This window comes from Lentzea sp. CA-135723 (assembly GCF_050936595.1).
GTDB lineage: Bacteria > Actinomycetota > Actinomycetes > Mycobacteriales > Pseudonocardiaceae > Lentzea.
Window position 1 is genome coordinate 4,195,011 of the sequence record NZ_JBNJMK010000001.1, and the last position, 24,129, is coordinate 4,219,139.

The window sequence follows — 24,129 nt, forward strand, 5'->3', positions numbered from 1 at the left end:
CCTTTCTCGTCAGGAGAACCGCAGCGCGTCCGGCCCCAGGTCGGCCGGGCTGCGGTGGCCCGAGAGTCCCAGCGTCAGGTCGAAGTCCGCGAGCAGGCTGCGCAGCACGTGCTTCACACCCACCTGGCCGCCGTGGGCGAGCCCGTACGCGAACGGCCGCCCCACCATCACGGCCTTGGCCCCCAGCGCCAGCGCCTTCACGATGTCGGCGCCGGTGCGGATGCCCGAGTCGAACAGCACGTCGACCTGCTCCCCCACCGCCTCCACGATGGACGGCAGCGCGTCCAGCGACCCCACCGCGCCGTCCACCTGACGCCCGCCGTGGTTCGAGACGACGACACCGTCCATTCCGTACTCGACGGCCTTGCGCGCGTCGTCCGCGTGCTGGATTCCTTTGAGGACGATCGGCCCGTCCCAGTGCTCCCGCAGGAACGCCAGCTGGTCCCACGACTTGTCGGTGCCGGTGAACAGCTGCACCCACCGCAGGATCGCCATCGGCAGGTCCTCCTCGGGCGACTTCTGCAGCCCGGCGCGGAAAACCGGGTCGCTGAACGGGATCGCCGTGCCGACACCCCGCAGGAACGGCAGGTAGGCCTGGTCCAGGTCGTGCGGCCGCCATGCGAGCGTCCACGTGTCCAGCGTGACGACCAGCGCCGTGTACCCCGCCTTCCGAGCGCGCTCCAGCAACGACGCGCACACGTCGGGGTCGTTCGGCCAGTACAGCTGGTACCAGCGCGGCCCCTCGCCCGACGCCTCCGCCACCTCCTCGATCGTGTGCGACGACGCCGTCGACAACACCATCGGAACGCCGAGCTCGGCGGCCGCCCGCGCGGTCGCCAGCTCGCCGTCCGGGTGCAGGATCGACTGCACGCCAACGGGTGCGAGCATCACCGGCGCGGGCAGCTCGGTGCCCAGCACGGACACGCCCAGGTGCCGTTCGGTCGCGTTGGTCAGCATCCGCGGCACGATCCGCACCCGGTCGAACGCCTCGCGGTTCGCCCGCACGGTGGCGCCAGAGCCGGCGCCTCCCGCCACGTACCAGAACGGACCCGGTCCCAGCCGATCCCGCGCGGACTGCTCCAGCGCGTCCGGGTCGGTGGTGAACGGCGGCACGGCGCCACCGAGCCCCTGCAGGTAGATCTCGTTCTGGTACGCGGCGAAAGAGGTCATGCCGCCTACTTTGCTACGGAACGACCGGCGCGCACTAGACCCGCGCGGCCGCCGGACGCTTCCGGGCGACCGACTGACGAGGCCAGCGCGACTCCAGCCAGATCGCGATCGGCGCCGCCGTGACCACTGTGGACACCGTGCCGGCGATCAGGCCGATCAGCAGCGCGATGGCGAAGTCCGCCAGCGAGCCGTCGCCGAGCACCAGCAACGCCGCCAGCACGAAGAGCACGCCGATGCCGGTGTTCACGGTGCGCGGCACGGTCTGCACGACCGCGTCCGACACCACGTCCGGATAGGCGGCCTTCAACCTCGCCCCACGAAGCTCGCGCAGGCGGTCGAAGACGACGACGGAGTCGTTGACCGAGTAGCCGATCACGGTCAGCAGCGCGGCCAGGAACACGCCGTCCGCGGTCTTGCCCATCCACGCGAACAGGCCGATCAGCACGAGGACGTCGCTGATCAGCGCGGCGACGGTGGCGAGGCCGAGGCGCCAGTCGAAGCGGATGGCCAGGTAGCCGAGCTGAGCGGCGACGGCGATGGCGAGGCCGATGATGGCGTTGCGGCGCAGTTCGGACGACAGCGACGGACCGATCAGCTCGTTGCTCGACTGGCGGGCGCCCCCGTCAACGGCGGACGACACGACCTCGCCGATGCGGTTGGACGTCGCGTCGTCGATCGGGCCGGTGCGCAGGGAGACCTCGTTGCCGGACGACGACACCACCACGTCGGAGAAGCCCGCATCGGACAGGGCGGTGCGCACGCGACCGGCGTCGATGCCGCCACCTGCGGTGAAGTCGAGCATGCGGCCGCCGGTGAACTCGACGCCCAGGTTCAGGCCGCGCGCGAAGAGGCCCGCGAACGCGACCAGGACCAGGACGCCCGCGCTGATCAGCCACCGCGAAGGACGCCGGTAGAGCACGACGGACAGGCGTTGGCGGACGTAGCCCAACGTGTGCAGACCGCTCAACCGGGGGCGACGAGCCACGAAACGCGAGCCGATCACCCACACGACGAGCACGCGCGAGAGCACCAGGGCGCTGAACATCGAGGCCAGGACACCGATGGTCAACGTGACACCGAAGCCCCGAACCGGGCCGGTGGCCAGCCAGAACAGCAGACCGGCGGCGAGCAGGGTCGTCACGTTCGAGTCGGCGATCGCGCTCAACGCGCCGCGGAAGCCGTTCTCCGAGGCACGGCGCAGATTCGGTTTTCGCGCGTACTCCTCGCGCGCTCGTTCGAAGATCAGGACGTTCGCGTCGACCGCCATGCCGATGGCCAGCACGAAGCCGGCCAGGCCGGGCAACGTCAACGTCGCCCCCACCGCCAAGAGCCCGGCGTAGGCGACACCCGCGTACCCGACCAGCGCGACGACGGCCAGGAAGCCCGCGAGCCGGTAGGCGAACATCAGGAACAACGAGGTCAGGGCGATGCCGATGATCGCGGCCTTGGCGCTGGCCTCGATGGCCTCGGCGCCCAGCGTCGCGCCGACGGTGCGCTGCTCGATCACCTCGACCGGCACGGGCAACGCGCCGGAGCGGATCACCAGGGCGAGTTCCTTGGCCTCCGGCTGGGAGAAGCGGCCGGTGATCGTGGTCGCGCCGCCTGCCTGGCCACCGCCGCAGGGCGTGTCGAGGCTGACCTCGGGCGACGAGATGGGCTTGCCGTCGAGCACGAACGCGATCTGGCGGCCGGGGGTGCCGGACGGTTCGCAGGCCGCCTCGCCGGTGACCTTCTGCCAGGTCTTCGAGCCCTCGCCCTGGAACTGGATGTTGACCACGAAACCCGCGCCCTGCGGGTTGGCGTTGGACTGCGCGTCGGAGATGCCCTCGCCGGTCATCACGGTCTGGCCGCCCCGCTGCACCGTGAGCTGCGCGGTCTGGCCGAGGACCTTCACGGCCTCTTCCGGGTCCTGCACGCCGGGCAGTTCGACGACGATCCGGTTCTCGCCGGAACGGGCGATCACCGGTTCGGCGACGCCGAGCGAGTCGACCCGGCGGCGCAGGACCTCCATGGAACGGTCGGCGGCGTCGGAGTCGCCCTGGGCCTGGAGCACGATCTGGGTTCCGCCGCGCAGGTCGAGACCGAGGCGGGGATCGGTGGTGAGCAGCAGGAATGCGGAGGCGACGAGGACCCCGAGCGCTATGAGACCGCGCACGAGCAGCCCTCGTCGCGCGTTGTCGCGCGACATGGGTGAAGAAGCCTTCCGGGAGAAAGTGGTTGCTGGTGAAGGGGATTCAGCGACCGGAAGGCGGTGAACGAGCGGGCTGCGGGGTCCAGCGGATGCCCTCGGGCGTGCGGTGCACGCGCCGGGCGAAGGCGACGACGAACCGCATCGGCAGCGCGGGCTTCGCGACGGGCGGCACGTCGGACGCCACCTGGGCCTGCGGCACCTGGGCGGCGTGCGGGTTGTGCGGTTTGGGGGCGGTGACCGGCAGGTTCGCGACGTCGTGGCCGTGCTGCACGACGGCACCCGCGACCGCGGGCTCGACCGGCGCGCTGACGAGGAACAGCTGTCCGAGGAACAGCAGGAACGCGAGCGCGACCGCGTTGCGACGCATCACCGCTTCCTGCCTCCACCGACATAGACGAGCGCTCCCCCCACGACAGCGCACAACCAGGAAAGCACAAGTGGCTGCATCGTCGTAGCCCCGAAGAACAACGCGATGGTCCAGCCGACCAGGATCAGCGCCGAAACGCCCAGCAGCGACACCGTCACGGCGAGCTTGCGCAGGCTGAAGAGCAGCGCGAACGGCCGCAGCCGCAGCCCCACCACCAGGCAGCACAGCACCAGCGCGCCGGTGAAGAACCCCAGGTAGGGGGTGGGCCGGGGCATGCCCGCGATCAACGCGAGTAAACCGCCGCCGACGAGCAGCAACGAGAGAGTGCGCAGCGAACGCCACACCTGGACCTTGTTCAACTGCGACGGCGCGGGCGGTTTGGCCGACCGCCGCCGTTGCACGGTCGCGAGGTTCGCCTTCGAGTCCGCGTCGGACGGGTCGAGCTTGATCGCCGCCCGGTACGCGTGCTCGGCGGTGCCCCAGTCGCGCATGCGCAGCGCCGCGTCGCCGAGCACCTGGAACGCCCGCGCCTCGCTCGGGGCGAGCTGCGAGGCGTGCAGGGCCGAGTCGAACGCCTCGACGGCGCCTTCGGGCGAGTCCGCGAGCACCTCGGCGAGCACGACGTAGCCGCGCCAGTCGCCGGGCTTGCGCCGCACGGACTCGCGGGCCGAGACCGCCGCCTCCGCGGGACGGCCGAGGTCGCTCAACGCCAGCGCGGCCAGCCGTTGCGGCCAGGCGGGCTCGCCGTCGAGGACCATCGCGCGCTTGGCCGCGTCGAGCGCCTGGTCGGCCTCGCCGAGGTCGAGGTGGGCGGCGGCGAGGCGGCACCACGCCTCGGAGTGCCGAGGGTTCGCCGCCACGAGGGGCCGCAACAGGTCGACGGCCTGCCGCGGCTTCCCCGAGGCGGTGAGTTCGGCGGCACGCAGGAGCACCGCTGTCATCGGCTCGGACACGCCGCACAGTGTGACAAAGCGGTCCGCGCCCCCGAACGGGTGACCTCGACGGAGGCGCCGAGGTCACCTCGCCGGGTGCTCAGCCCGCCGACTCCCCGAACCAGCGCGCCAGCTCGGCGTCGAGCGACGCCTGGTCCTCGCCGACCCACGCCACGTGCCCGTCCGGCCGGATCAGCACGGCGGGCACGTCGAGCTCCTCGCTGACGTCCACGACGTGGTCGACCCGGTCCGCCCAGCCGCCGGCGGACACCGTTCCCGCCTGGTCGAGCAGGATCCCGCGCCCGGCGTGCATCTGCGCGTACAGCCCGCCGCGCTTCAGCGCGAGGTCCCCGATCCGCCGCCCGACCAGCGGGTGCTCCGAGCCGAGGTCGTACCGCACGGCCACCGCGATGATCTTCTCGATCAGGTAGCGGTTGACCTCCTCGAACGCCACGAGCTCGGTGAACACCCGCCGCACCGCCTGCGGCCCCGGCTCGACCTTCATCAGCTCGATCTGCGCGCGGGTGTTGTTCAGCACCTCCTCGGCGACCGGGTGCCGTTCGGCCTCGTAGGTGTCGAGCAGGTCGGACGGCGCCCACCCGTGCACCGCGCCCGCGAGCTTCCAGCCCAGGTTGAACGCGTCCTGCACGCCCAGGTTGAGCCCCTGCCCGCCGGTCGGCGGGTGGACGTGCGCCGCGTCGCCCGCGAGGAACACCCGCCCCGACCGGTAGCGCTCTGCCTGCCGGGTGGCGTCGCCGAAGCGGGACAGCCAGCGCGGCGAGTGCACGCCGAAGTCGGTGCCGGCGACCTTCACCAGCTGCGCCTTGACGTCGTCGAGCGTCGGCACGGCGGCCCGGTCCTCGTTCACGCTGTCCGCGGGCACGACGACGCGGTACGTCGCGGTGCCGCCGATCGGCCCGATGCCGAACCGCTTCTGCGTCTCGCGGACCTCCAGCATCAACGGCATCGCCTCCTCCCACGGGATGCCGATCTCCATCTCGCCGAGCAGCGTCTCCACCCGCGACGGCTCGCCCGGGAAGTCGATGCCGGCCAGCTTGCGCACGGTGCTGCGGCCGCCGTCGCACCCGACGAGGTACCGCGCGCGCAACGACGTGCCGTCCGCGAGCGTGACGGTCACGCCCTCGTCGTCCTGCTCGAACGCCGTGACGGTGGCGCCGCGCCGGATCTCGGCGCTGGCCTCGACGGCGTGTTCGGTCAGCAGGCGCTCGATCTGCGGTTGCGGCAGGCCGAGCACCACCGGGTACTTCGTGTCGAGCTTCTCCGGCGCGGGCCTGTCGATGCCCGCGAAGAACCCGGCGAGCGGATGGGTCCTACCCGCGTCCAGGAACCGCTCGACGATGCCGCGCTGGTCCATCACCTCGATGCTGCGCGCGTGCAACCCGAGCGCCTTGACGACCTTCGTCGGTTCCGGGTCCCGTTCCAGCACCAGCACGCCCACTCCGTGCAGGCGCAGTTCCCCAGCCAGCATCATGCCGGTCGGTCCACCGCCGGCGATGATGACGTCGATCATGGAGTCTTCCCCATTTCCCCAGGTAGATGACGTTGGCCGGGAAATGATGAAGTACACCCGGGGTCTTGTGGCAAGCCCCCGGGTGCGCTATATGTTGAAGTGGGAGGAGAGCGCTGCTCTCCTTTTTCCGTTTCAGAGGGTCAGCGAAGAAGCCCTGCCTCGTTCAGGTGGGCGAAGATGATCCGGTCCACCGGTGAGACGCGGTCCGCGTCCGCGGTGGTCAGCCAGGCGAGTTCCTCGATCTCGGCCGATGCCACCGGTTCCCCGTCGAACGACGCGGTGTAGCAGGTCATCCGCACGGTCACCCCCGACGTGTGGCCGTGCGCCTGCGCCTCGAACGTGCCCACGTGCTCAGCCGAACCGGCGTCGATGTCGACGGACAGCTCCTCGCGGATCTCGCGCACGAGCGTCTCGACGTCGGACTCCCCCTGCTCGCGCTTGCCGCCCGGCAGGTAGTACGTGTCCTTGCCCCGCGACCGGGTGCCGAGCACCTGGCCGTCCTTCAGATAGATCCAGGCCACCTTGTCGATCACACGACGGAGGTTAGGCGTTGGCGAGTTCCTTCACCACGCGGTGCGCGTCGGCGAGCGACTCGACGGCGAGCTCGCGGAACTGGTGCATCTGCGGCACGACGTCCGCCAGCGTGAGCTCGGCGTGCACGAACTCGAGCTTCTGGTCGAGCCCGACCATCGACAGCACGGCCCGCAGGTAGGGCTCCTGGAAGTCGAACCCCTCGCGCGGCGTGCCCGGCTTGTACGAGCCACCGCGGGCCGTCACGACGACGACGCGCTTGCCGCCCCACGCGAACGTGCCGTCCTCGCGGGCGAAGTGCTCGGAGGTCGCGACCTGGTCGATCCACGCCTTCAGCGTCGACGGGATCGAGAAGTTGTACATCGGCGCGCCGAGCAGGATCACGTCCGCCGCGTCGATCTCCGCGATCAGTCCGGCGGAAATGCCCTGGTCGGTGCCGTCCTTGTGCGGGATGGGCGACGCGTGCAGGTCCCGGTAGGTGTAGCCGGAGCCGGGGTTCGCGGCGCGCCAGCTCTCCGCGAACGCACCCGACACCTCCCGGGTCACGGATCCCTCGTACCGAATGCTCGTGTCGATGTGCAGCAGATTGGTCATACTCGGAACATACGAGCGAAGAACTTCCGAGTCAAGATGTTCCGAGTCAAGAACATCTCCCCCGGGATGTAGGATGGAACACATGGAGGAGCAGCCGGAACTCATCGAAGCCTGCCTGGCGAAGTGGGACATCAACTGGCTGCTGCACCGCGCCGCCCAGCGGGTCGGCGCCTCGTTCGCCGAGGAGATCACCAAGTTCGGCATCTCCCTGCGCGGCCAGCTCGTGCTCCAGGCGCTCGCCAACGAGGAGGTCCAGCGCACGCAGCTCAAGCTCGGCGCGATGCTCGGCCTCGACAAGACCACGCTCACGAGCGAGCTGGACAAGCTGGAGCGGGCGGGCCTCGTGACGCGCGTGCCCGACCCGAACGACAGGCGCGTGCGCACGCCGGTGATCACGGACAAGGGCCGGTCGCTGCAGAAGGAGGCCGGTGACGCGCTCGCCGAGGTCGAACGCGCCTACCAGGCCCGGTACTCCGCCGAGGAGATGGCGGTGATCCGCAAGGTCCTGCAGGACCTCTCGAAGGGCGAGGGCCCGCTGCAGGGTTCCTGCATCTAGACCCGTACCCATAAATTCGCAGCCAGGCTTGATCAAGTCCTGCGAGCTGGGAAAACCGCGCGCAATCACCCTGATGGTTCGCGCAGCGACAAGGTAGTGGTCAAGTTCGACGATCGGCACTGGCTTCCAGCTCGTGTCATCCGCGGCCGGCACCCGAAGCACACTTTCAGACGACGCCAAGTGCGAGTCAGTCTCTGCCTGCCCGAACTGACTTCGTTCAACAACGGCAAGCGATTCCTCCCGATCGGCACCCCGATGTTCTGGGACGCACAAGCAGCTGACGTGCGGCTGGTCGATCACGACCCAGGCTGGGATCCACACACGGTGACGCCATTCCTCACCCCAGAGGAATTCGAGATCACCCCCGCCGTTGTCATCAGTGCGTCCGAAAGCTGGACACGGGTCAGCTACCTGAGCAACTTCCGGGACAGGCGAGGACATTCGGCGAAGGGTTACCAACCGCCTCGCGTGTGGCCCGCCATCTGCGACCACTCGGCACCAACGAGGGAACTGCTCATCGATGCCGAGTGGATCAAAGATTCCGAGCTTGCTCCGAGACGGAGATCCGTCATCCGGTGCTACGGCTTGTGACCGGCGCCGACGGGCTTCTAGACGAGCGCGCCCAGGTCCGCTTCGCGCAGCTGCTCCGCCGTCACGGTCGCCTGCGCGTCCACCAGCGCCTTCAGCGCCGTCCCGTGGTCCCACACGTTGACGTTCATCGCCGCCCGCAGCCGCCCGTCGCGCAGCCAGAACGCGATGAACTCCCGCGACGCGACATCCCCGCGCACCACCAGCTCGTCCTCGGGGTCGGCGAGGCCGCGGTACTCCATGCCCAGGTCGTACTGGTCGGTGAAGAAGTACGGCGACTTCAGGTACGGCTCGTCCAGCCCGATCAACGACCCGGCGACGTGCGTGCCCTGGTCCTTGGCGTTGGCCCAGTGCTCGACGCGGACCCTGCCGCCGTAGCGCGGGTGGTCCTGCGCGGCGATGTCGCCGGCCGCGAACACGTCGGGTGCGGACGTCCGCAACACCGCGTCCACCGCGACGCCGCCGGAAGCCAGCTCCAGACCTGCGGCTTCGGCCAGTTCCAGCCGCGGTGTCGCACCCACGGCCAGCACCGTCACGTCCGGGATCACCTCGGTGCCGTCGTCCAGCCGCACGCCGGACGGCGAGAAGCCCGCTACGCCGGTGCCCAGCTTGAACTCCACGCCGTGCTGTTCGTGCAGGCCGCGGAACATCGCTCCCATCTCGGCGCCGAGGACGCGCACCAGCGGTTCGGCCAAAGGGTCGACGACGGTGACGCGGCAGCCGTGCGTGCGGGCGGCGGAGGCGACCTCGCAGCCGATCCAGCCCGCGCCGATGATCAGGACGTGCCTGCCCTCGCGCAGCGCGGACTTCAGCGCCATCGAGTCGTCCAGGGTGCGGAGCACATGTCCTTGTGCGCCAGGCAGAACGCGCGGGCGTGAGCCCGTCGCGAGCAACAACCGGTCGTAGGTGCGGACCGCTCCGTCCGAGTCGACGATCGTGTGGTCGTCCGGCCGGAGCTCCAGCACCGAGACGCCGAGCTGGAGGTCGATCTCGTTGTCCGAGTAGAAGCTCGGCTCGTGCACCCACGCCGGTTCGGCGGCCTTGCCGAGCAGCACGTCCTTGGACAGCGCGGGAAGTTCGTAAGGGCGGTGGTGTTCGGTGCCGAACATCGTGATCTTGCCGCCGTAGCCGCGGTCTCGGAGCGCGCCCGCGGCGGAGGCGCCGGCGAGGCCCGTCCCGACGATGACGATGCGTTGCGGTTCCGCCATTTTCACCCCTCCAGGTGACCTGTTCTCGTCCCACGTGCGACGCTAACCGCAGCTCGGCGCGGTCGCTGGACGGAGAACCCGAAACCTCCGTCATGACAGCCGGTGACGCACGTCTCCTTTGACGTGAGCGCCGGTGCACCGAGCCGGCGCGCCGAGTGAGCTGGAGGAAGAAACCCGTGGGAGCAAAAGAGGAGTGGCAGGTGAGCTGCCGCGACATCGCTTCGCGCCGACGGGACATGACGGTGTTCGTCAGCCAGGGGCACATCGTGATCACCGTGCCGCCGGGCGAGGCCGCCGTCCTGACACCACTGGAGGTCGGCCGGTTGCGAGCCGCGTTGCGCGACGCCGTCGTGAGCGCCTCCAACACCGATATGTGACCGCCGTCACACCGTTACCTACTCGCAAGTAGGTTGATGGCAGAGTGGGCCGCATGGTGACCCGCGTGCTGCTGACCCTGGTCAAAGCCGGAGTGATCCGGCCGCTAGGCCCGCGCGGGCTCGCCGGCACCGTGCGCGGCTACCTGCACTGGGACATCACCCTCGCGTGGGGGTACCAGACGGGTGCCGGGCGGCACCCCGGCCGTGCCGCGATCATCGACGACGACGGCGTGCTCACGTACGCCGAAGTGAACGAGCGCACCAGCCGGCTCGCGCACGCCTTCCGCCCCAAGGAACGCGTCGGGCTGCTGCTGCGCAACAGCCGTGCGTTCATCGAGACGATGACGGCGTGCACGAAGGTCGGCGCCGACGCCGTGCTGCTCAACACCGGCCTGAGCAAAGGACAACTGGCCCAGGTCGCGCGGGACCAGCGGATCGACCGGATCGTCACCGACCGCGAGTTCGCCGACGTGCTCCCGGACCTCCCCGCGTTCTTCGCCGACGAGCTCGAAGGCCTGATCGCGAACGGCCCGCGCACGGCACTGCCCCGCAGACCTCCGCGCGGCCGGCTGATCATCCTCACCTCCGGCACCACCGGCACCCCTAAGGGCGCGCGCCGGCCGGAACCCGCGAGCCTCGCCCCCGCCGCCGCACTGCTGTCGCGCATCCCGCTGAGGCACGGCGACGTCATCTCCATCACCTCCCCGCTCTTCCACGCCTGGGGCCTCGCCGCGTTCCAGCTCGGCCTGGTGCTCGGCGCGACCCTGGTGCTGCGCCGGAAGTTCGAGCCCGCGCAGGCACTGAAGGACGCGGACAGGTGCACCGCCATGTTCGTCGTTCCCGTGATGCTGCAACGCATGCTGGAGACGGCGCACCGGCCGAAGCTGCGGATCATCGCGTCGAGCGGCTCCGCCCTGCCGCCGAAGGTCGCCGCCCGCACCCTCGAGGAGTTCGGCCCGGTGCTCTACAACCTCTACGGCTCGACGGAGGTCAGCTGGGCGAGCATCGCGACGCCAGAGGAGATGCTCGCGGAACCGGGCACGGCCGGGAAACCGCCGCTCGGCACCAGACTGGCCATTGTGGACGACACCGGCAAACCCGTGCCGCAGGGCGAAACCGGGCGGATCTTCGTCGGCAACGAGATGCTCTTCGACGGCTACACCAACGGCACCAGCAAGGAGTCGCTGGACGGCCTGATGTCGACCGGCGACCTCGGCTACCTCAAGAACGGCCTGCTGTTCGTGGCGGGACGCGACGACGAGATGATCGTCTCAGGTGGCGAGAACGTTTACCCGCACGACGTCGAAGACCTCCTCTCGACGATGGAGGGCGTCACGGAGGTCGCGGTTCTCGGCGTCCCGGACGACGAGTGGGGCCAGCGCCTCGCCGCGTTCGTTGTAGGCGCAAAAACACTTACGGCCGAACAGGTGCGCGACCACGTGAAGGCGAACTTGGCGCGGTACTCCGTTCCTCGCGACGTTTTCTTCGTCGAGGAGCTGCCCCGCAACGCGGCCGGAAAAGTGTTGAAACGTCAACTCCGCGACCACCAGTAGGCTCGCCCCCGGAGTGAGGGGGCTTCACCATGACGGTTCCCGGCAGGACCGCGGACCCGCGTGCCAACGCCGTGCACAACCTGCGCGAGGCGCGGATCGCCCTGGACGAGGGCAGGCCGGGCGAAGCGTTGGAGTACGCCGAAAAGGCGGTGGCGGCGTTCACGTGGCTGGACGACGTGGAGGGCGTCGCGGAGGGCGTGCTGACGCAGTCGGTGGCGCTGGGCAAGCGGGGTCTGTGGCCGAGCGCGCTCGACACCATCGACAAGGTGCAGGCGATCGCGACGGCCAACCGCCACATCGGACTCCAGGCGCGGTGCAGCTTTTCCCGTGCGGTGGTGGAACTGCGACTCGACTCTCGGGAACGGAGCTTCAACTCGTTCGCCCGCGCACTGGGTCTCGCGGAGCTCACCGGGGACAACGAGCTGATCGGGTCCGTGCTGTTCGAACAGGCACGGGTGATGCGCATGCAGTACCACGAGCACTGCATGATCCGCACCGAGGAGAGCCGGTGCAGCCTCGACGGCGAGCCGTGCGTGCGCAAGCTGCGGCGCGCGGAAGCGTTGTGCGCTCAGGTCCGCGACCGCTGGAAGACGCTCGGCGACCCGGTGCGGATGGCGATGGTCAACGTCCTGCTGACACACGTGCGCATCGATCTGGGTGAACTTGACCGCGCGCACCGCAGCTGGCAGCGCGCTGACCAGTTGCTTGCCGGAAGGAACCGCCCGGTGGCCCGCGCGGAGGCGTTGATGGCCAAGGCACGGCTGAGCGGCGCGCGGGCCCGCTACCCCGAGCAGATCGCGCAGCTCACCCAGGCCGCCGAGCTGGCGATGAGCTGCCTGGCGCGGGAGGTCGCGGTGCACGCGCACCAGCAGCTGAGCGAGGCGCACGAACGGGCGGGCGATCTCGAACGCGCGCTGCGGCACGCCCGGCTGCAGCTGGAGCAGTACCGGTTGTGGGAACTGCAGGAGGGCCGCGACCTCCTCCGGATGCGCGAGCACGACCTGTCGTCACGACTCGTGGAACAGTTGGCGCACAGGCGTTTCGAGCCCAAGCGCGAGGACGCCGTGGTGCGCGTCCCGAACGCGGCGGAGCTCCACGAAACCGGTACCGCCGAGCACACGAACACCCGGATCGCCCGCGCGTTGCGAGCGGGACTCACCAAACGCGGCATCGAGGTGCTGCGGCTGGTGGCGGCCGGGGCGAGCACGGCGATGATCGCGGAGTCGCTGGGCCTGTCCCCCAAGACCGTGCAGAACCACCTGCAACGCATCTACACCACGCTTGACGTCAACGGCCGCGCCGGCGCCATCGTGTGGTGGATGAACCTGACCACCAGCTAGTCATCCATTGTCAACTTATTGACAACTCGTCCTTCCGGACATGTTGACCATCGCCCGTTCGGCCGCTTGCCGCTGACCGGGAACTGCCGGTTCACGGGTGTTTTACCCAGACATGCACAGCGTAATTGGGTGATGTGATGGGTAACTGGTCTGTGTCATGCTCCGTTAACAAGGTGTCCAGTTAACGAGCGAGGGCCGGTCATGACGAGGCAACACCGCCGAGCAGGCCTAGTGCTTGCGCAGGGCGATGCGTGCCACGTCCCGCCAGAGCAGTGGGTCGACGCCCTCGGGGTTGATGTGCTCCAGCAGCCCGGCCAGCGCGGCCCGCGCCTCACCACCGCCGGACGGCTCGACCTCGTCCGCCGCCCGCACGAGCAGGAGGTGGCACCGCAGCTGCTGTTCCGCGTCCAGCCGCCCGGTGGCGAGCGCTCCCTCCGCGAGCTCACGGGCCCGATCGATCTCGCCGTCGCGCAACGCGAGCTCGGCCCGCAACGCGCGGGCGTGCGCCAGCAGGCCGTCCTGGCGGCGCATGGCCGCGGCCGTCGTCTCCACCTGGTCCAGCAACGCGACCACGTCGTCGAGGTTCGTGCCGGGCGTGCGCAACGCGATGGACGCCCCGGCGAGCCGGACGCGGCAGCGGTACTCGGGATCGCCGTCGAAGTCGTCCAGCATCGAGACGGCCTCGCGGATGCAGTGCGCGGCCTCGGTCCGGTCACCCAGGCGGTCGGCGACCTTGGCGCGCGCCCACCACGTGGAGATCGCGAGCCGGTCGCGGCCGAGTTCGGGCAGCCGCGCGGAAAGCTGGTCCACGACCTGTTCGGCGTCCGCGAGCCGGCCGGCACACGTGAGCTCCGCGCACAACGCGATCAGCGCGCGGGTCTGCACGCGACGCACCCGTTCGCCGTCACCGCCCGCCAGCTCAACGGCTTCGCTCGCGGCCTTCACGGATTCGGCCGTCCGGCCGAGGCGCCGCAACGAGGATGCGCGCAGGATCTCTGCGAGCGCGTCCACCGCCGGACCGGGAGACCACGACTTGCGCAGCTTCGCCGCCGCCAGCAGCAGACCTTCGTGGTCGCGCTGCCTCGCGAGCATCACCAGGCGCGTCCAGCGCACGCACCAGCCGAACATCTCCTCGTCGGACCGCTTTCCCAGCGTCTCCAGCAGATCGACGGCCAGCACGAGGTCGCCGTCGTGGTACGCGAGCAGCGCCTCGCACCACGCGAGCGCCTCGTCCTGCATGGCGGTGCTGTCCTCGTCGACCACCAGCTCGGAGGGGTCGACGCCGAGGACCTCGGCGAGCCTGCGCACGACGGTGGGCGACGGCACCCGTTCGCCGGACTCGAGCCGCGACACGTAGCTCATGGAGACGCCGGGGCACGCGAGGTCCTTTTGCGACAAACCCCGTTGCAGCCGGACCGCCCGCAACCGCGTGCCGAACCTCGTCAACGACTTCCTGCCCTCATCCACGGCCGCCACCTAACGAAGGAGCCCCTTCCATGAAGTTGAACACTATCGCTCGAACCGTCGCAGCCGTGATCCTCACCTTGGGGGCCGTGGTCGCGATGGCGGGCGCGGCCACGGCGGACGACCCGGGCTCGCAGTTCACCCCGCCGTACGCCTCCGCCTCCGTCCAGCACTGATCGACCGGCCGGGGCGGTCCTGCCTCCCTCGCACGCAGGACCGCCCCGGCCACCGACACACCAATTGACACACCTGGCCACACCACCAGGTACGAGTGGTGCACCCTTGAGGGGTGACTCTGCAACTGCGCACGCCTGCACACCAGGTGAGTCCGAAGTCGGTCCTGCTGTGGACGATGCAGGCCGCCACGTTCTGGCTGGTGCTGTTCGTGCCTCAGCTCGTGGTCTTCCTGCTGGTGAGCAGGCCGCCGACGTGGGAGCTGGCGCTCCTGGTGGCCACCGGTGTCGTGGGGCTCCTGCACACCGCGATCGAGCCGAGCTGGCGCTACCGCGTCCACCGCTGGGAGACCACGCCGGACGCCGTGTACACGCTCTCCGGCTGGCTGAACCAGGAGTGGAGAGTCGCGCCGGTCTCGCGGATCCAGACGATCGACACCAAGCGCGGGCCGTTCCAGCAGATGCTCGGCCTCTCCACCGTCACGGTGACGACGGCGTCGGCCGCCGGCCCCGTCGAGATCGAGGGCCTGGAGCACGAGGTCGCGCAACGGCTCGTGGTCGAGCTGACGAACACCACCCAGGCCACGCCGGGTGATGCCACGTGACCGCGGAGGTTCCCGCTGGACTGCCCGCGGCACCGGAGTTCACCGAGCCGTTGCAGGAGTGGCACCGCCTGCACGTGCGGATGCTGGTCGTGCGGCCGCTCAACGAGGGCATCGCGATGCTGGTGCCGATCTTCGTGCTGCTGTTCACCGGCAACGGCGAGAAGTGGCGGCTCATCGCGTCCGGCGCGACGGTCGCGGCGATCCTCGCGTTCAGCTACCTCAGCTGGCGCACCACGAAGTACCGCATCACCGACGACCAGGTCGAGCTGCACACCGGTCTGCTGACCCGCAAGCAGCTCGCGGTGCCGCGCGATCGCATCAGGACGGTCGACCTCACCTCCAAGCCGGGGCACCGGATCTTCGGGCTGTCGGCGGTGCGGATCGGCACGGGCCAGCAGGACGTTCCCGGCACGGACGGGCTGACGCTCGACGCGGTGACGCAGCAGGAGGCCGAACGGCTCCGCCTGGTGTTGCTGCAGAAGGGAGTAGCGCCCAAGCCGGCTGCCGAAGGCGAGACCGCGGAACCGGTCGCGCTGCCCGAGTCCGAGGTGATCTCGCAGCTCGACCTGAAGTGGCTGAAGTACGCGCCGCTGTCGTTGTCGGGTCTCGTCGCGATCGGCGCGATCTTCGGCGTGCTGTCGAACTACGCCGACGACATCGGCCTGCACCCGGTGCAGGACCTGTGGGTGTGGCTGTTCGAGAACCCGAGCCTCGCGCTCTTCGCCGCGTTCCTGTTCGGGCTCGCGGTCATCGGGCTGATCCTCTCGGTGCCGCTGTACATCCTCCAGTTCTGGAACTACCGGCTGACCCGCGAGCCGGACGAAACCCTGCGCGTGCAACGGGGTCTGCTCACCACCCGCTCGGTGTCGGTGGAGGAGCAACGGCTGCGCGGCGTCGACATCCAGGAACCGCTGCTGGTGCGCGCCGGCAAGGGCGCGAAGCTCGCCGCCGTGACGACGGGCCTGGGGTCCAAGGGCGAGAGCAACCTGCTGCTGCCGCCCGCGCCGTTGTCGGTGGCGCACCAGGTTTCGCGGGACGTGCTGAAGGTCGGCAACGACCCGACGACGTTGCGGCTGCGCAAGCACCCGTTCGCCGCGTTGCGCCGCAGCATGATCCGGCACACCCTGCCGTGGATCGTGATCGCCGTGGGCCTCGCGATCTGGGCGCCGTCGTGGGCGTGGCCGATCCCGGTGGCGATCCTGCCGTTCGCCGCGCTGGTCGGCTGGGACAACTACCGGTCGCTCGGCAACGCGCTGGACGAGCGGTATCTGGTGACGCGCAACAACTCTCTCGTGCGCAGCACCGTCGCGTTGCAGCGCACCGGCATCATCGGGTGGCGCATCCACCAGTCGTTCTTCCAGCGCCGCAGCGGGTTGATGACGATCGGCGCGACCACGGCGGCGGGTGCGGGCGTCTACCACGTGACGGACGTCGGCGCGTCCCACGGGCTGGCGCTCGCGGACGAGGCCGTGCCGGAGTTGCTGCGCCCCTTCCTGATCGAGTCCGGTGTGGACGGTCAGGCCGAACGGAACGTCTGACGGTAGGCGCTCGGGGAAACCCCGACGCTCGCCGCCAGCTGCTGTCGCAGAGCCGCGCCGGTGCCGAAACCGGCGTGGCTCGCGACCTGGTCGATCGGCAGGTCGGTGGTCTCCAGCAGGTGCCGGGCCCTGTCGACCCGCTGCTGGGTCAGCCACTGGCCGGGCGACATGCCGGTCTCGGCGCGGAACCGGCGGGTGAACGTGCGCACGCTCATCCGCACCTGCCCGGCCATCGCGGCCAGGTCCAGCGGTTCTTGGAGCCGCTCCAACGCCCACTCGCGGGCGAGCGCGGTCGACGTGTCCGGGTAGGTGGGCACCGGGCGGTCGACGTACTGGGACTGACCGCCCTGCCGCCACGCCGGGACGACGCAGTAGCGCGCGATCCAGTTCGCGACCTCGCTGCCGTGGTCGGACCTGATGACGTGCAGGCACAGGTCGATGCCCGCCGCGACGCCCGCCGACGTCAGCACGTCGCCGTCGTCGACGAACAGCACGTCCGGGTTGAGCCGCACCTTCGGGTAGAGCCGGCGGAACTCGTCGGTGGTCCGCCAGTGCGTGGTCGCGGGCCTGCCGTCCAGCAGCCCGGCCGCGGCCAGCACGAACGCGCCGGTGCAGATCGACATGATCCGCCGCGCGTTCGTCGTCTTGAGGGCCTCTTCGACCGCCGGCTCCAGCCAGCCCTCGCGTGCCGGTTGGTAGTGCGTGCCCGGCACCAGCACCGTGTCCGCGTCTTGGAGCGCCTCCAATCCGTGCTCGGGCGCGATGGTGAAGCCGCCGGTCGTGGGGATCGGGCGGCGGTCCGGGGAGCAGACGACCACCTCGTAGCGGTCGTGCAGCCGGGCGAACATGTGCGTGGAGCTGCCGATGTCGAACGCCACCGACTGCTCCAGGGCGAGAACGGCGATCCGGTGCATGGCCTGATTCTTTCACATGTTGGCCATCGGGCCACTGGCTGACGCCTCGGCGATCGCCGAACCTTGTCGGCGTGAGACTCCATTGGGCCTGGGTTGTCGCAGGCGTGTCCTTCATCGCCCTGGTGGGCGCCGCGTCGTTCCGCGCGGCTCCGGGAGCGTTGATCGAGCCGTTGCGGGCGGAGTTCGGCTGGTCGACCGGCACGATCTCGCTCGCCATCTCGATCAACCTGTTGCTGTACGGGTTGACCGCGCCGTTCGCGGCCGCGCTGATGGACAGGTTCGGTGTCCGGATCGTCGTCACCTACGCGCTGACCATGGTCGCGATCGGCAGCGGCCTGACCGTGTTCATGACCGCGTCCTGGCAGCTCGTCCTGCTGTGGGGCGTCGTGGTCGGGCTCGGCACCGGTTCGATGGCGCTGGCGTTCGTCGCGACGATCACCGGGCGCTGGTTCGTGAAGCACCGCGGCCTGGTCACGGGCGTGCTGACGGCCGGTGGCGCGGCCGGGCAGCTGGTGTTCCTGCCGACCGTGGCGTGGCTGTCGGAGAGCTACGGCTGGCGCCCCGCGTCGCTCGTCATCTGCATCGCCGCGCTGGCCGTCGTGCCGCTGGCCGCGTTCTTCCTGCGCGAGTACCCGAGGGACGTGGGCCTGCTGCCACTCGGCGCTTCCGAGGACACTCCCCCGCCGCCTGGTGGTGGTGCGGCTCGACGGGCTTTGAGCGCGTTGACCTCGGCTGCGCGCACCCGGCCGTTCTGGCTGCTGGCAGGCGGGTTCGCGATCTGCGGCGCGTCCACGAACGGCCTGGTGGGCACGCACTTCATCCCCGCCGCGCACGACCACGGCATGCCGACGACGACCGCCGCCGGGCTGCTCGCGCTGGTGGGCGTGTTCGACATCGTGGGCACGATCGCGTCCGGCTGGCTGACCGACCGCGTCGACTCGCGGCTGCTGCTCGCGGGCTACTACGCGTTGCGCGGCCTCTCGCTGATGCTGCTGCCGCAGCTGTTCGGCGAGTCGGCGCACCCGTCGATGCTGGTGTTCATCATCTTCTACGGCCTGGACTGGGTCGCGACCGTGCCGCCGACCGTGGCGTTGTGCCGCCAGTACTTCGGCATGTCCGGGCCCGTCGTGTTCGGCTGGGTGTTCGCGTCGCACCAGCTGGGCGCGGCCATCGCGGCGTCCGCGGCCGGCCTCACCCGCGACCACCTGGGCAGCTACGACCTGGCCTGGTACGTCGCGGGCGGGCTGTGCATCGGCGCGGCGGTGCTGTCAGCGTCGCTTGCGCGAAGTCCCGAAGAGCCCTCGCGTGATCTCGCGAGCCAGGGCGCTGCCCGCTGACCGCAGGAACGACTTGACGGCGCTGTTGCCGAGCACCTTCTCGACCATCCCCGGTTCCTCCTTCTCGCGCCGTTCGGCGGGAGGGGGTTCCGGGGCCGATTCCTGTTGGGGTGGCGCGACTTTCGCCATCAGCTGCTCGTAGGCCGACTCGCGGTCGATCGTCTCGGCGTACTTGCCGTGGAGGTCGCTGCCCTGGGCGGCCTGCTTGATGGCGTCGTTGCCGATGGTGTCCATCAACGAGCGGGGCGCGCGCAGCCGGGTCCACGCGACCGGGGTCGGCGCGCCCTTCTCGCTCAGCACGGTGATGATCGCCTCGCCGATGCCGAGCGACGTGAGCGCCTTCTCCAGGTCGTAGTGCGGGGTCGTCGGATACGTCTTCACCGTGCGCGCCAACGCCTTCTGGTCGTCCGGCGTGAACGCGCGCAGGGCGTGCTGGACGCGCGCGCCGAGCTGCGACAGCACGTCGTTCGGGATGTCGGTCGGCAGCTGCGTGCAGAAGAACACGCCGATGCCCTTGGACCGGATGAGCTTCACGGTCTGGGTGATCTGGTCGAGGAACGCCTTGGAGGCGTTGGAGAACAGCAGGTGCGCCTCGTCGAAGAAGAACACCAGCTTGGGCTTCTCGACGTCGCCTTCCTCGGGCAGCGTCTCGAAGAGCTCGGCCAGCAGCCACATCAGGAACGTGGAGAACAGCGCCGGGTTGCCCTGCAGCTCCGCGAGTTCCAACAGACTCACGACGCCCTTGCCGTCGCGTTCGCGCATCAGGTCGGCGGGGTCGAGCTCGGGTTCGCCGAAGAACCGGTCGCCGCCCTGCGCCTCCAGGTTGACCAGCGCCCGCAGGATCACGCCCGCCGTGGAGCTGGAGACGCCGCCGATGCCCTTGAGGTCGGCCTTGCCCTCGTCGCTGGTCAGGTGCTGGATGACGCTGCGCAGGTCCTTGGTGTCGAGCAGCGGCAGGCCCTTCGAGTCGGCCCAGTGGAAGATCAGGCCGAGCGTGGACTCCTGGGTGTCGTTCAGGCCCAGCACCTTCGACAGCAGGATCGGGCCGAAGCTCGTGATCGTCGCCCGCAGCGGCACGCCGATGCCGCCCGTGCCGATCGACAGGAACTGCACCGGGAACGCCGTGGCGGCCCAGTCGTCGCCGGTGTCCTTGGCTCGGGTCGCGGTTCGGTCACTGGGTGCCCCCTGCTGTGAGAGGCCGGACAGGTCGCCCTTCACGTCCGCCATCAGCACGGGAACGCCGTTGTTGGACAGCTGTTCGGCGAGCAGCTGGAGGGTCTTGGTCTTTCCGGTTCCCGTTGCGCCTGCGACAAGTCCGTGGCGGTTGACCATGGACAACGGGATGCGGACGTGTGCCGTCGGCTCGACCTGTCCGTCGACCAGCACAGCACCGAGTTCGATGGCCGCGCTCTCGGACGCGTAGCCGGCAGCGATGTCACCCTGAGCCGTCATGCACGAGGAGCGTAACCAGGTTGCCGCACGCCGCCACTCGAAGTTGAGCCTCCGCGCAGTAATGTTCGGGGCGTGATGGATCGTCTGGTGTGGATCGACTGCGAGATGACCGGACTCGACTTGGGCAAGGACGCTCTGATCGAGATCGCGGCACTGGTCACGGACGCCGAGCTCAACGTGCTCGGCGAGGGTGTGGACATCGTGATCCACGCCCCCGATGACGTGCTGGCCTCGATGCCGGAGGTCGTCATGGAGATGCACGCCAAGTCGGGCCTGACCGAGGAGGTGCGCGCGTCCGCGGTGTCGCTGGAAGAGGCCGAGGCCGCCGTGCTGGCCTACATCAAGGAGTGGGTGCCGGATCCCCGGACCGCTCCCCTGGCCGGCAACTCCATCGCCACCGACCGCGGGTTCATCGCCCGCGACATGCCGGCGCTGGACGCGCACCTGCACTACCGGATGGTCGACGTGTCGTCGATCAAGGAGCTGTGCCGGCGCTGGTACCCGCGCATCTACTACGCGCAGCCGGGCAAGGGGCTCGCGCACCGGGCTTTGGCGGACATCGTCGAGTCGATCCGGGAGCTCGCGTACTACCGGCGGACGGCGTTCGTGCCGCAGCCCGGGCCGTCGACCGAGCAGGCCCAGGCCGTGGCCGCTGACCTGCTGAAGGACGTCAAATGACCCCCTGATTTCTTAATCGGTGGATGACGTTGCTATGCTTTCCGTGCTGGTCAACGACCGGCAATGGTGGGTGTAGCTCAGTCGGTAGAGCACTGGGTTGTGATCCCAGGTGTCGCGGGTTCAAGTCCCGTCACTCACCCTTTGTCGAAAGGCCCTCGCTGCTGCGGGGGCCTTTCTTCACGTTCAGGGAGTCTTCATGACCACGCTCGTCGCCAAGGACCTCGCCGCCGGTCACGGTGACCGCGTCCTGTTCTCCGGCCTGGATCTGGTCGTCGCTCCCGGCGACGTCATCGGGCTCGTCGGCGTGAACGGCGCGGGCAAGTCGACGCTGCTCCGAACCCTGGCCGGGCTGATCCCGGCCGAGTCGGGCCGCGTGTCGCTGAACCCGCCGTCCGCCAACGTCGGCCACCTCGCCCAGGAGCCGGAGCGGCTGGCGGGCGAGACCGTGCGCTCGTTCCTCGCCCGGCGCACCGGGGTCGCCGAGGCGCAACGCGTGCTGGACGTGGCCACCGAGGCGTTGACCGCGGGCAACGACGAGGGCTACTCCGAGGCGTTGGACCAGTGGCTGGCTCTGGGCGGCGCGGACCTGGAGGAACGGTCGCTGGAGGTCGTCGCCGACCTGGGGCTCACGGTCGGCCTGGACGCGCTGATGACGTCGTTGTCCGGCGGTCAGGCAGCGCGGGCCGGCATGGCGTCGTTGCTGCTCAGCCGCTACGACATCTACCTGCTCGACGAGCCGACCAACGACCTGGACCTCGACGGTCTGGAGCGGCTGGAGAAGTTCGTCACGGGCCTGCGCGCCGGCACCGTCCTGGTGTCGCACGACCGCGAGTTCCTGGCCCGCACGGTCACGAGTGTGCTGGAGCTCGACCTGCACCAGAACGCCGTGCACCTCTACGGCGGCGGCTACGAGTCGTACCTCGAAGAGCGCGCGCGTGCGCGTCAGCACGCCCGTGACGACTACGAGGAGTACGCCGACACCAAGTCGTCGTTGGAGGCCCGCGCGCGCATGCAGCGCTCGTGGATGGAAAAGGGCGTGAAGAACGCACGGCGCAAGGCGGGCGACAACGACAAGAACGCCCGCAAGTTCCGTGCCGACGCCACCGAGAAGCAGGCCTCGAAGGCCAGGCAGACCGACCGCATGATCGAACGCCTCGACGTCGTGGAGGAGCCCCGCAAGGAGTGGGAGCTGCGGATGGAGATCGCCTCCGCACCCCGTTCCGGCGCGGTCGTGGCGTCCCTGCGGGCGGCCGTGGTCTCGCGGGGCTCGTTCACGCTCGGCCCGGTGGACCTGCAGATCGACTGGGCGGACCGGGTCGCCATCACCGGCGCGAACGGCGCGGGCAAGTCGACGCTGCTCGGGGCGTTGCTGGGGCGGGTCGAGCTCTCGTCGGGCTACGCGACCCTGGGCTCCGGCGTCGTGGTCGGCGAGGTCGACCAGGCGCGCGGCCTGTTCCTGGGCGACCTACCGCTGGTGGACGCCTTCCAAGAAGCCGTGCCGGAGATGAACCCGGCCGACGTGCGGACGTTGCTCGCGAAGTTCGGTCTGAAGGCGGCGCACGTGATGCGTCCCGCGGCGTCTCTGTCACCGGGCGAGCGGACGCGGGCGGCGCTCGCGTTGCTGCAGGGCCGCGGGGTGAACCTGCTGGTGCTGGACGAGCCAACGAACCACCTCGACCTGCCGGCGATCGAGCAGCTCGAGTCCGCGCTGGAGAACTACCCCGGCACGTTGCTGCTGGTCACGCACGACCGGCGGATGCTGGAGGCCGTGCAGGTGAACCGTCACCTGACCGTTGAACGCGGCCAGGTGACGGTGTCGTAGCTAGCGGTTGCCCTGGACCCAGGTCGCCCACGGGACCTGCCAGTCGCCGAAGCCGTCCCACGACTCCAGGGCGGGGCCACCGGAGTTGACGACGGTCACGACGTCGCCCTGCTTGCTGTTGTCGAACACCCACTTGGCGTTCTCGGGCGACAGGTTGAGGCAGCCGTGGCTCACGTTGCGCTTGCCCTGGTCACCGATGGACCACGGCGCGCTGTGGAAGAAGATGCCGCTGTTGGACATGCGGTAGGCCCAGTCGACCGGCGTCTTGTAGCCGCCGTTCTCCAGCGCGAGGCCGTACGTGGTGGAGTCCATGATCATGTGGTCGTGCTTCTCCATCAGCACGTACGTGCCGGTGGGGGTGGTGTTGGCCGCGTTGCCCATCGAGGTCGGCATGGTCTTCACGACCTGGCCGTTGACCTTGACGTTGACCGTGTGCGCGCCACCGTCGGCCTCGTAGATGACCTCGTCGCCGACCGTAGTGGTGATCGTGCGGTCTTCCTGGCCGTAGATGCCGTCACCGATGTGCTTGCCGTACACCTTGATGTTCATCGTGATCTTGGTGCCCGACTTCCAGAACGCCTGCGGACGCCAGTGCACCTCCTTCTTGTTGAACCAGTAGAAGGCGCCCTCGACCTTGGGCTCGGTGGTGATCTCCAGCATCTTCTCGGCCGCGACCTTGTCGGCCACCGGCTCGTCGAAGTAGAAGGCGAGCGGCTGCCCCACACCGATGGTGGTGCCGTCCTGGGGGTTCGTCGAGACGTAGGTGAGCGTGCGCGGCTTCACCGTCGTGAAGCTGGTCTCCTTGGTCTCGGACTTGCCGTCCTCACCGGTGGCCGTGGCGACGAGCTTGTAGGCCTTGGAGTAGCCGAGCGGCTCGGTGTTGTTCCACTGCGTCGCCTCGGCGTTCATCTTTCCCTCGACGACCTTGCCGTCGGCGTTGGTCAGCTTGACGTCGGTCAGCTTCCCGTCCGCCGCCGTGGCGATGACGGGCAGGCCGGGCGACACGTCGGCCGCGCCGTTGGCCAGCGCCAGCGTCAACGTGACGGGCTTGGGCGGCGGAGGAGGCGCACTCGACTCGCCGCCACCGCTGCCACCGGCCGCGTCACCGCCGCCCGAACAGCCTGCGATCAGGATCACAGCGATTCCCGCCGCGACCACCCCACGACCGCGCCTGCTCCACATCCCCATCGACGTACTTCCGATCTGCT

23 protein-coding genes and 1 tRNA gene are annotated in these 24,129 nt (G+C 69.6%); 12 read left to right on the forward strand and 12 right to left on the reverse strand.

Features of this window, described 5'->3' with window-relative positions; translation table 11 throughout:
• Positions 1 to 9: 9 nt before the first annotated feature.
• The 7 genes from ACQEU1_RS18655 to ACQEU1_RS18685 all read right to left on the reverse strand — a co-directional run bounded on the left by ACQEU1_RS18655 (position 10) and on the right by ACQEU1_RS18685 (position 7,316).
• Positions 10 to 1,170, reverse strand: coding sequence for a lactate 2-monooxygenase (locus ACQEU1_RS18655; protein ID WP_433202948.1), 1,161 nt, complete (start codon positions 1,168 to 1,170; stop codon positions 10 to 12).
• A gap of 34 nt (positions 1,171 to 1,204) precedes the next feature.
• Positions 1,205 to 3,325: a protein translocase subunit SecD gene (gene secD, locus ACQEU1_RS18660; RefSeq protein WP_433202951.1), complete on the reverse strand. Its 2,121-nt coding sequence runs from the start codon at positions 3,323 to 3,325 to the stop codon at positions 1,205 to 1,207.
• 79 nt (positions 3,326 to 3,404) lie between these two features.
• Positions 3,405 to 3,728 carry a hypothetical protein gene (locus ACQEU1_RS18665; RefSeq protein WP_433202954.1) on the reverse strand — a complete coding sequence of 108 codons (324 nt, stop codon included), beginning with the start codon at positions 3,726 to 3,728 and terminating at the stop codon, positions 3,405 to 3,407.
• Positions 3,728 to 4,681 (reverse strand): tetratricopeptide repeat protein, encoded by a 954-nt coding sequence (locus ACQEU1_RS18670; protein WP_433202957.1) that lies wholly within the window; start codon positions 4,679 to 4,681, stop codon positions 3,728 to 3,730. Before ACQEU1_RS18670 ends, ACQEU1_RS18665 begins: the two co-directional genes overlap by 1 nt.
• 79 nt (positions 4,682 to 4,760) lie before the next feature.
• On the reverse strand, positions 4,761 to 6,191 hold the full coding sequence (rox, locus tag ACQEU1_RS18675) for a rifampin monooxygenase (protein WP_433202960.1): 1,431 nt from the start codon (positions 6,189 to 6,191) through the stop codon (positions 4,761 to 4,763).
• 140 nt (positions 6,192 to 6,331) lie between these two features.
• A complete protein-coding gene (locus ACQEU1_RS18680) occupies positions 6,332 to 6,724 on the reverse strand; it encodes an NUDIX hydrolase (RefSeq protein ID WP_433202963.1) in 393 nt (130 codons plus the stop codon).
• A 10-nt stretch (positions 6,725 to 6,734) separates the two neighbouring features.
• Positions 6,735 to 7,316: an FMN-dependent NADH-azoreductase gene (locus ACQEU1_RS18685; RefSeq protein ID WP_433202966.1), complete on the reverse strand. Its 582-nt coding sequence runs from the start codon at positions 7,314 to 7,316 to the stop codon at positions 6,735 to 6,737.
• Between the two features lie 82 nt (positions 7,317 to 7,398).
• Here ACQEU1_RS18685 and ACQEU1_RS18690 point away from each other — a divergent pair, with 82 nt between their 5' ends.
• Positions 7,399 to 7,872, forward strand: coding sequence for a MarR family winged helix-turn-helix transcriptional regulator (locus ACQEU1_RS18690; RefSeq protein WP_433202969.1), 474 nt, complete (start codon positions 7,399 to 7,401; stop codon positions 7,870 to 7,872).
• 96 nt (positions 7,873 to 7,968) lie between these two features.
• The gene (locus ACQEU1_RS18695) at positions 7,969 to 8,463 is read left to right on the forward strand and encodes a hypothetical protein (protein WP_433202972.1); all 495 of its coding nucleotides are present in this window, start codon (positions 7,969 to 7,971) and stop codon (positions 8,461 to 8,463) included.
• A gap of 17 nt (positions 8,464 to 8,480) precedes the next feature.
• On the opposite strand, the gene ACQEU1_RS18700 is transcribed toward ACQEU1_RS18695, so the two are convergent.
• A complete protein-coding gene (locus ACQEU1_RS18700) occupies positions 8,481 to 9,668 on the reverse strand; it encodes an NAD(P)/FAD-dependent oxidoreductase (protein ID WP_433202975.1) in 1,188 nt (395 codons plus the stop codon).
• A gap of 176 nt (positions 9,669 to 9,844) precedes the next feature.
• Between ACQEU1_RS18700 and ACQEU1_RS18705 the strand changes: the two genes are divergently transcribed.
• From ACQEU1_RS18705 to ACQEU1_RS18715, 3 genes are read left to right on the forward strand one after another with little or no spacing between them, the layout of a single operon-like run.
• Positions 9,845 to 10,045 carry a hypothetical protein gene (locus ACQEU1_RS18705; protein WP_090010112.1) on the forward strand — a complete coding sequence of 67 codons (201 nt, stop codon included), beginning with the start codon at positions 9,845 to 9,847 and terminating at the stop codon, positions 10,043 to 10,045.
• Between the two features lie 53 nt (positions 10,046 to 10,098).
• A complete protein-coding gene (locus ACQEU1_RS18710; RefSeq protein WP_433202978.1) occupies positions 10,099 to 11,598 on the forward strand; it encodes an AMP-binding protein in 1,500 nt (499 codons plus the stop codon).
• Positions 11,599 to 11,627: 29 nt separating this feature from the next.
• Positions 11,628 to 12,938 (forward strand): LuxR C-terminal-related transcriptional regulator, encoded by a 1,311-nt coding sequence (locus ACQEU1_RS18715; RefSeq protein ID WP_433202981.1) that lies wholly within the window; start codon positions 11,628 to 11,630, stop codon positions 12,936 to 12,938.
• 228 nt (positions 12,939 to 13,166) lie between these two features.
• Here ACQEU1_RS18715 and ACQEU1_RS18720 read toward each other — a convergent pair whose 3' ends face one another.
• Complete coding sequence (locus ACQEU1_RS18720) at positions 13,167 to 14,405, reverse strand: helix-turn-helix domain-containing protein (protein WP_433202984.1); 1,239 nt, start codon at positions 14,403 to 14,405, stop codon at positions 13,167 to 13,169.
• A 29-nt stretch (positions 14,406 to 14,434) separates the two neighbouring features.
• On the opposite strand from ACQEU1_RS18720, the gene ACQEU1_RS18725 reads away from it, so the two are divergent.
• The 3 genes from ACQEU1_RS18725 to ACQEU1_RS18735 all read left to right on the forward strand — a co-directional run bounded on the left by ACQEU1_RS18725 (position 14,435) and on the right by ACQEU1_RS18735 (position 16,718).
• Positions 14,435 to 14,578: a hypothetical protein gene (locus tag ACQEU1_RS18725; protein WP_433202987.1), complete on the forward strand. Its 144-nt coding sequence runs from the start codon at positions 14,435 to 14,437 to the stop codon at positions 14,576 to 14,578.
• A gap of 119 nt (positions 14,579 to 14,697) precedes the next feature.
• The gene (locus tag ACQEU1_RS18730) at positions 14,698 to 15,180 is read left to right on the forward strand and encodes a PH domain-containing protein (RefSeq protein ID WP_433211573.1); all 483 of its coding nucleotides are present in this window, start codon (positions 14,698 to 14,700) and stop codon (positions 15,178 to 15,180) included.
• Positions 15,177 to 16,718 carry a PH domain-containing protein gene (locus ACQEU1_RS18735; RefSeq protein WP_433202990.1) on the forward strand — a complete coding sequence of 514 codons (1,542 nt, stop codon included), beginning with the start codon at positions 15,177 to 15,179 and terminating at the stop codon, positions 16,716 to 16,718. Before ACQEU1_RS18730 ends, ACQEU1_RS18735 begins: the two co-directional genes overlap by 4 nt.
• Here ACQEU1_RS18735 and ACQEU1_RS18740 read toward each other — a convergent pair.
• The gene (locus ACQEU1_RS18740) at positions 16,697 to 17,632 is read right to left on the reverse strand and encodes a GlxA family transcriptional regulator (RefSeq protein ID WP_433202993.1); all 936 of its coding nucleotides are present in this window, start codon (positions 17,630 to 17,632) and stop codon (positions 16,697 to 16,699) included. The genes ACQEU1_RS18735 and ACQEU1_RS18740 overlap by 22 nt on opposite strands.
• A gap of 71 nt (positions 17,633 to 17,703) precedes the next feature.
• Between ACQEU1_RS18740 and ACQEU1_RS18745 the strand changes: the two genes are divergently transcribed.
• Positions 17,704 to 18,969, forward strand: a complete 1,266-nt coding sequence (locus tag ACQEU1_RS18745) for an MFS transporter (protein WP_433202996.1) — start codon at positions 17,704 to 17,706, stop codon at positions 18,967 to 18,969.
• Here ACQEU1_RS18745 and ACQEU1_RS18750 read toward each other — a convergent pair.
• Entirely contained in the window at positions 18,901 to 20,421 is a 1,521-nt protein-coding gene (locus ACQEU1_RS18750; RefSeq protein ID WP_433202999.1) for a helicase HerA-like domain-containing protein, read from the reverse strand. The genes ACQEU1_RS18745 and ACQEU1_RS18750 overlap by 69 nt on opposite strands.
• A 72-nt stretch (positions 20,422 to 20,493) precedes the next feature.
• Here ACQEU1_RS18750 and orn point away from each other — a divergent pair, with 72 nt between their 5' ends.
• The 3 genes from orn (at position 20,494) to ACQEU1_RS18765 (ending at position 22,921) form a co-directional block, all read left to right on the forward strand.
• Positions 20,494 to 21,099 (forward strand): oligoribonuclease, encoded by a 606-nt coding sequence (gene orn, locus ACQEU1_RS18755; RefSeq protein WP_394613282.1) that lies wholly within the window; start codon positions 20,494 to 20,496, stop codon positions 21,097 to 21,099.
• Between the two features lie 66 nt (positions 21,100 to 21,165).
• Positions 21,166 to 21,238: transfer RNA gene (locus ACQEU1_RS18760), tRNA-His, on the forward strand.
• A gap of 57 nt (positions 21,239 to 21,295) precedes the next feature.
• Positions 21,296 to 22,921: an ABC-F family ATP-binding cassette domain-containing protein gene (locus ACQEU1_RS18765; RefSeq protein ID WP_433203003.1), complete on the forward strand. Its 1,626-nt coding sequence runs from the start codon at positions 21,296 to 21,298 to the stop codon at positions 22,919 to 22,921.
• Here ACQEU1_RS18765 and ACQEU1_RS18770 read toward each other — a convergent pair whose 3' ends face one another.
• Positions 22,922 to 24,058, reverse strand: a complete 1,137-nt coding sequence (locus ACQEU1_RS18770) for a L,D-transpeptidase (protein ID WP_433203006.1) — start codon at positions 24,056 to 24,058, stop codon at positions 22,922 to 22,924.
• Positions 24,059 to 24,129 lie beyond the last annotated feature (71 nt).

What these genes read in the sequence shown, in the direction of transcription:
- ACQEU1_RS18655 (WP_433202948.1), bottom strand. Translation starts at nt 1,170, where the DNA reads ATGACCTCTTTCGCCGCGTACCAGAACGAGATCTACCTGCAGGGGCTC.
- ACQEU1_RS18665 (WP_433202954.1), bottom strand. Translation starts at nt 3,728, where the DNA reads ATGCGTCGCAACGCGGTCGCGCTCGCGTTCCTGCTGTTCCTCGGACAG.
- rox (WP_433202960.1), bottom strand. Translation starts at nt 6,191, where the DNA reads ATGATCGACGTCATCATCGCCGGCGGTGGACCGACCGGCATGATGCTG.
- ACQEU1_RS18685 (WP_433202966.1), bottom strand. Translation starts at nt 7,316, where the DNA reads ATGACCAATCTGCTGCACATCGACACGAGCATTCGGTACGAGGGATCC.
- ACQEU1_RS18690 (WP_433202969.1), top strand. Translation starts at nt 7,399, where the DNA reads ATGGAGGAGCAGCCGGAACTCATCGAAGCCTGCCTGGCGAAGTGGGAC.
- ACQEU1_RS18700 (WP_433202975.1), bottom strand. Translation starts at nt 9,668, where the DNA reads ATGGCGGAACCGCAACGCATCGTCATCGTCGGGACGGGCCTCGCCGGC.
- ACQEU1_RS18710 (WP_433202978.1), top strand. Translation starts at nt 10,099, where the DNA reads ATGGTGACCCGCGTGCTGCTGACCCTGGTCAAAGCCGGAGTGATCCGG.
- ACQEU1_RS18715 (WP_433202981.1), top strand. Translation starts at nt 11,628, where the DNA reads ATGACGGTTCCCGGCAGGACCGCGGACCCGCGTGCCAACGCCGTGCAC.
- ACQEU1_RS18725 (WP_433202987.1), top strand. Translation starts at nt 14,435, where the DNA reads ATGAAGTTGAACACTATCGCTCGAACCGTCGCAGCCGTGATCCTCACC.
- ACQEU1_RS18740 (WP_433202993.1), bottom strand. Translation starts at nt 17,632, where the DNA reads ATGCACCGGATCGCCGTTCTCGCCCTGGAGCAGTCGGTGGCGTTCGAC.
- ACQEU1_RS18750 (WP_433202999.1), bottom strand. Translation starts at nt 20,421, where the DNA reads ATGACGGCTCAGGGTGACATCGCTGCCGGCTACGCGTCCGAGAGCGCG.
- ACQEU1_RS18765 (WP_433203003.1), top strand. Translation starts at nt 21,296, where the DNA reads ATGACCACGCTCGTCGCCAAGGACCTCGCCGCCGGTCACGGTGACCGC.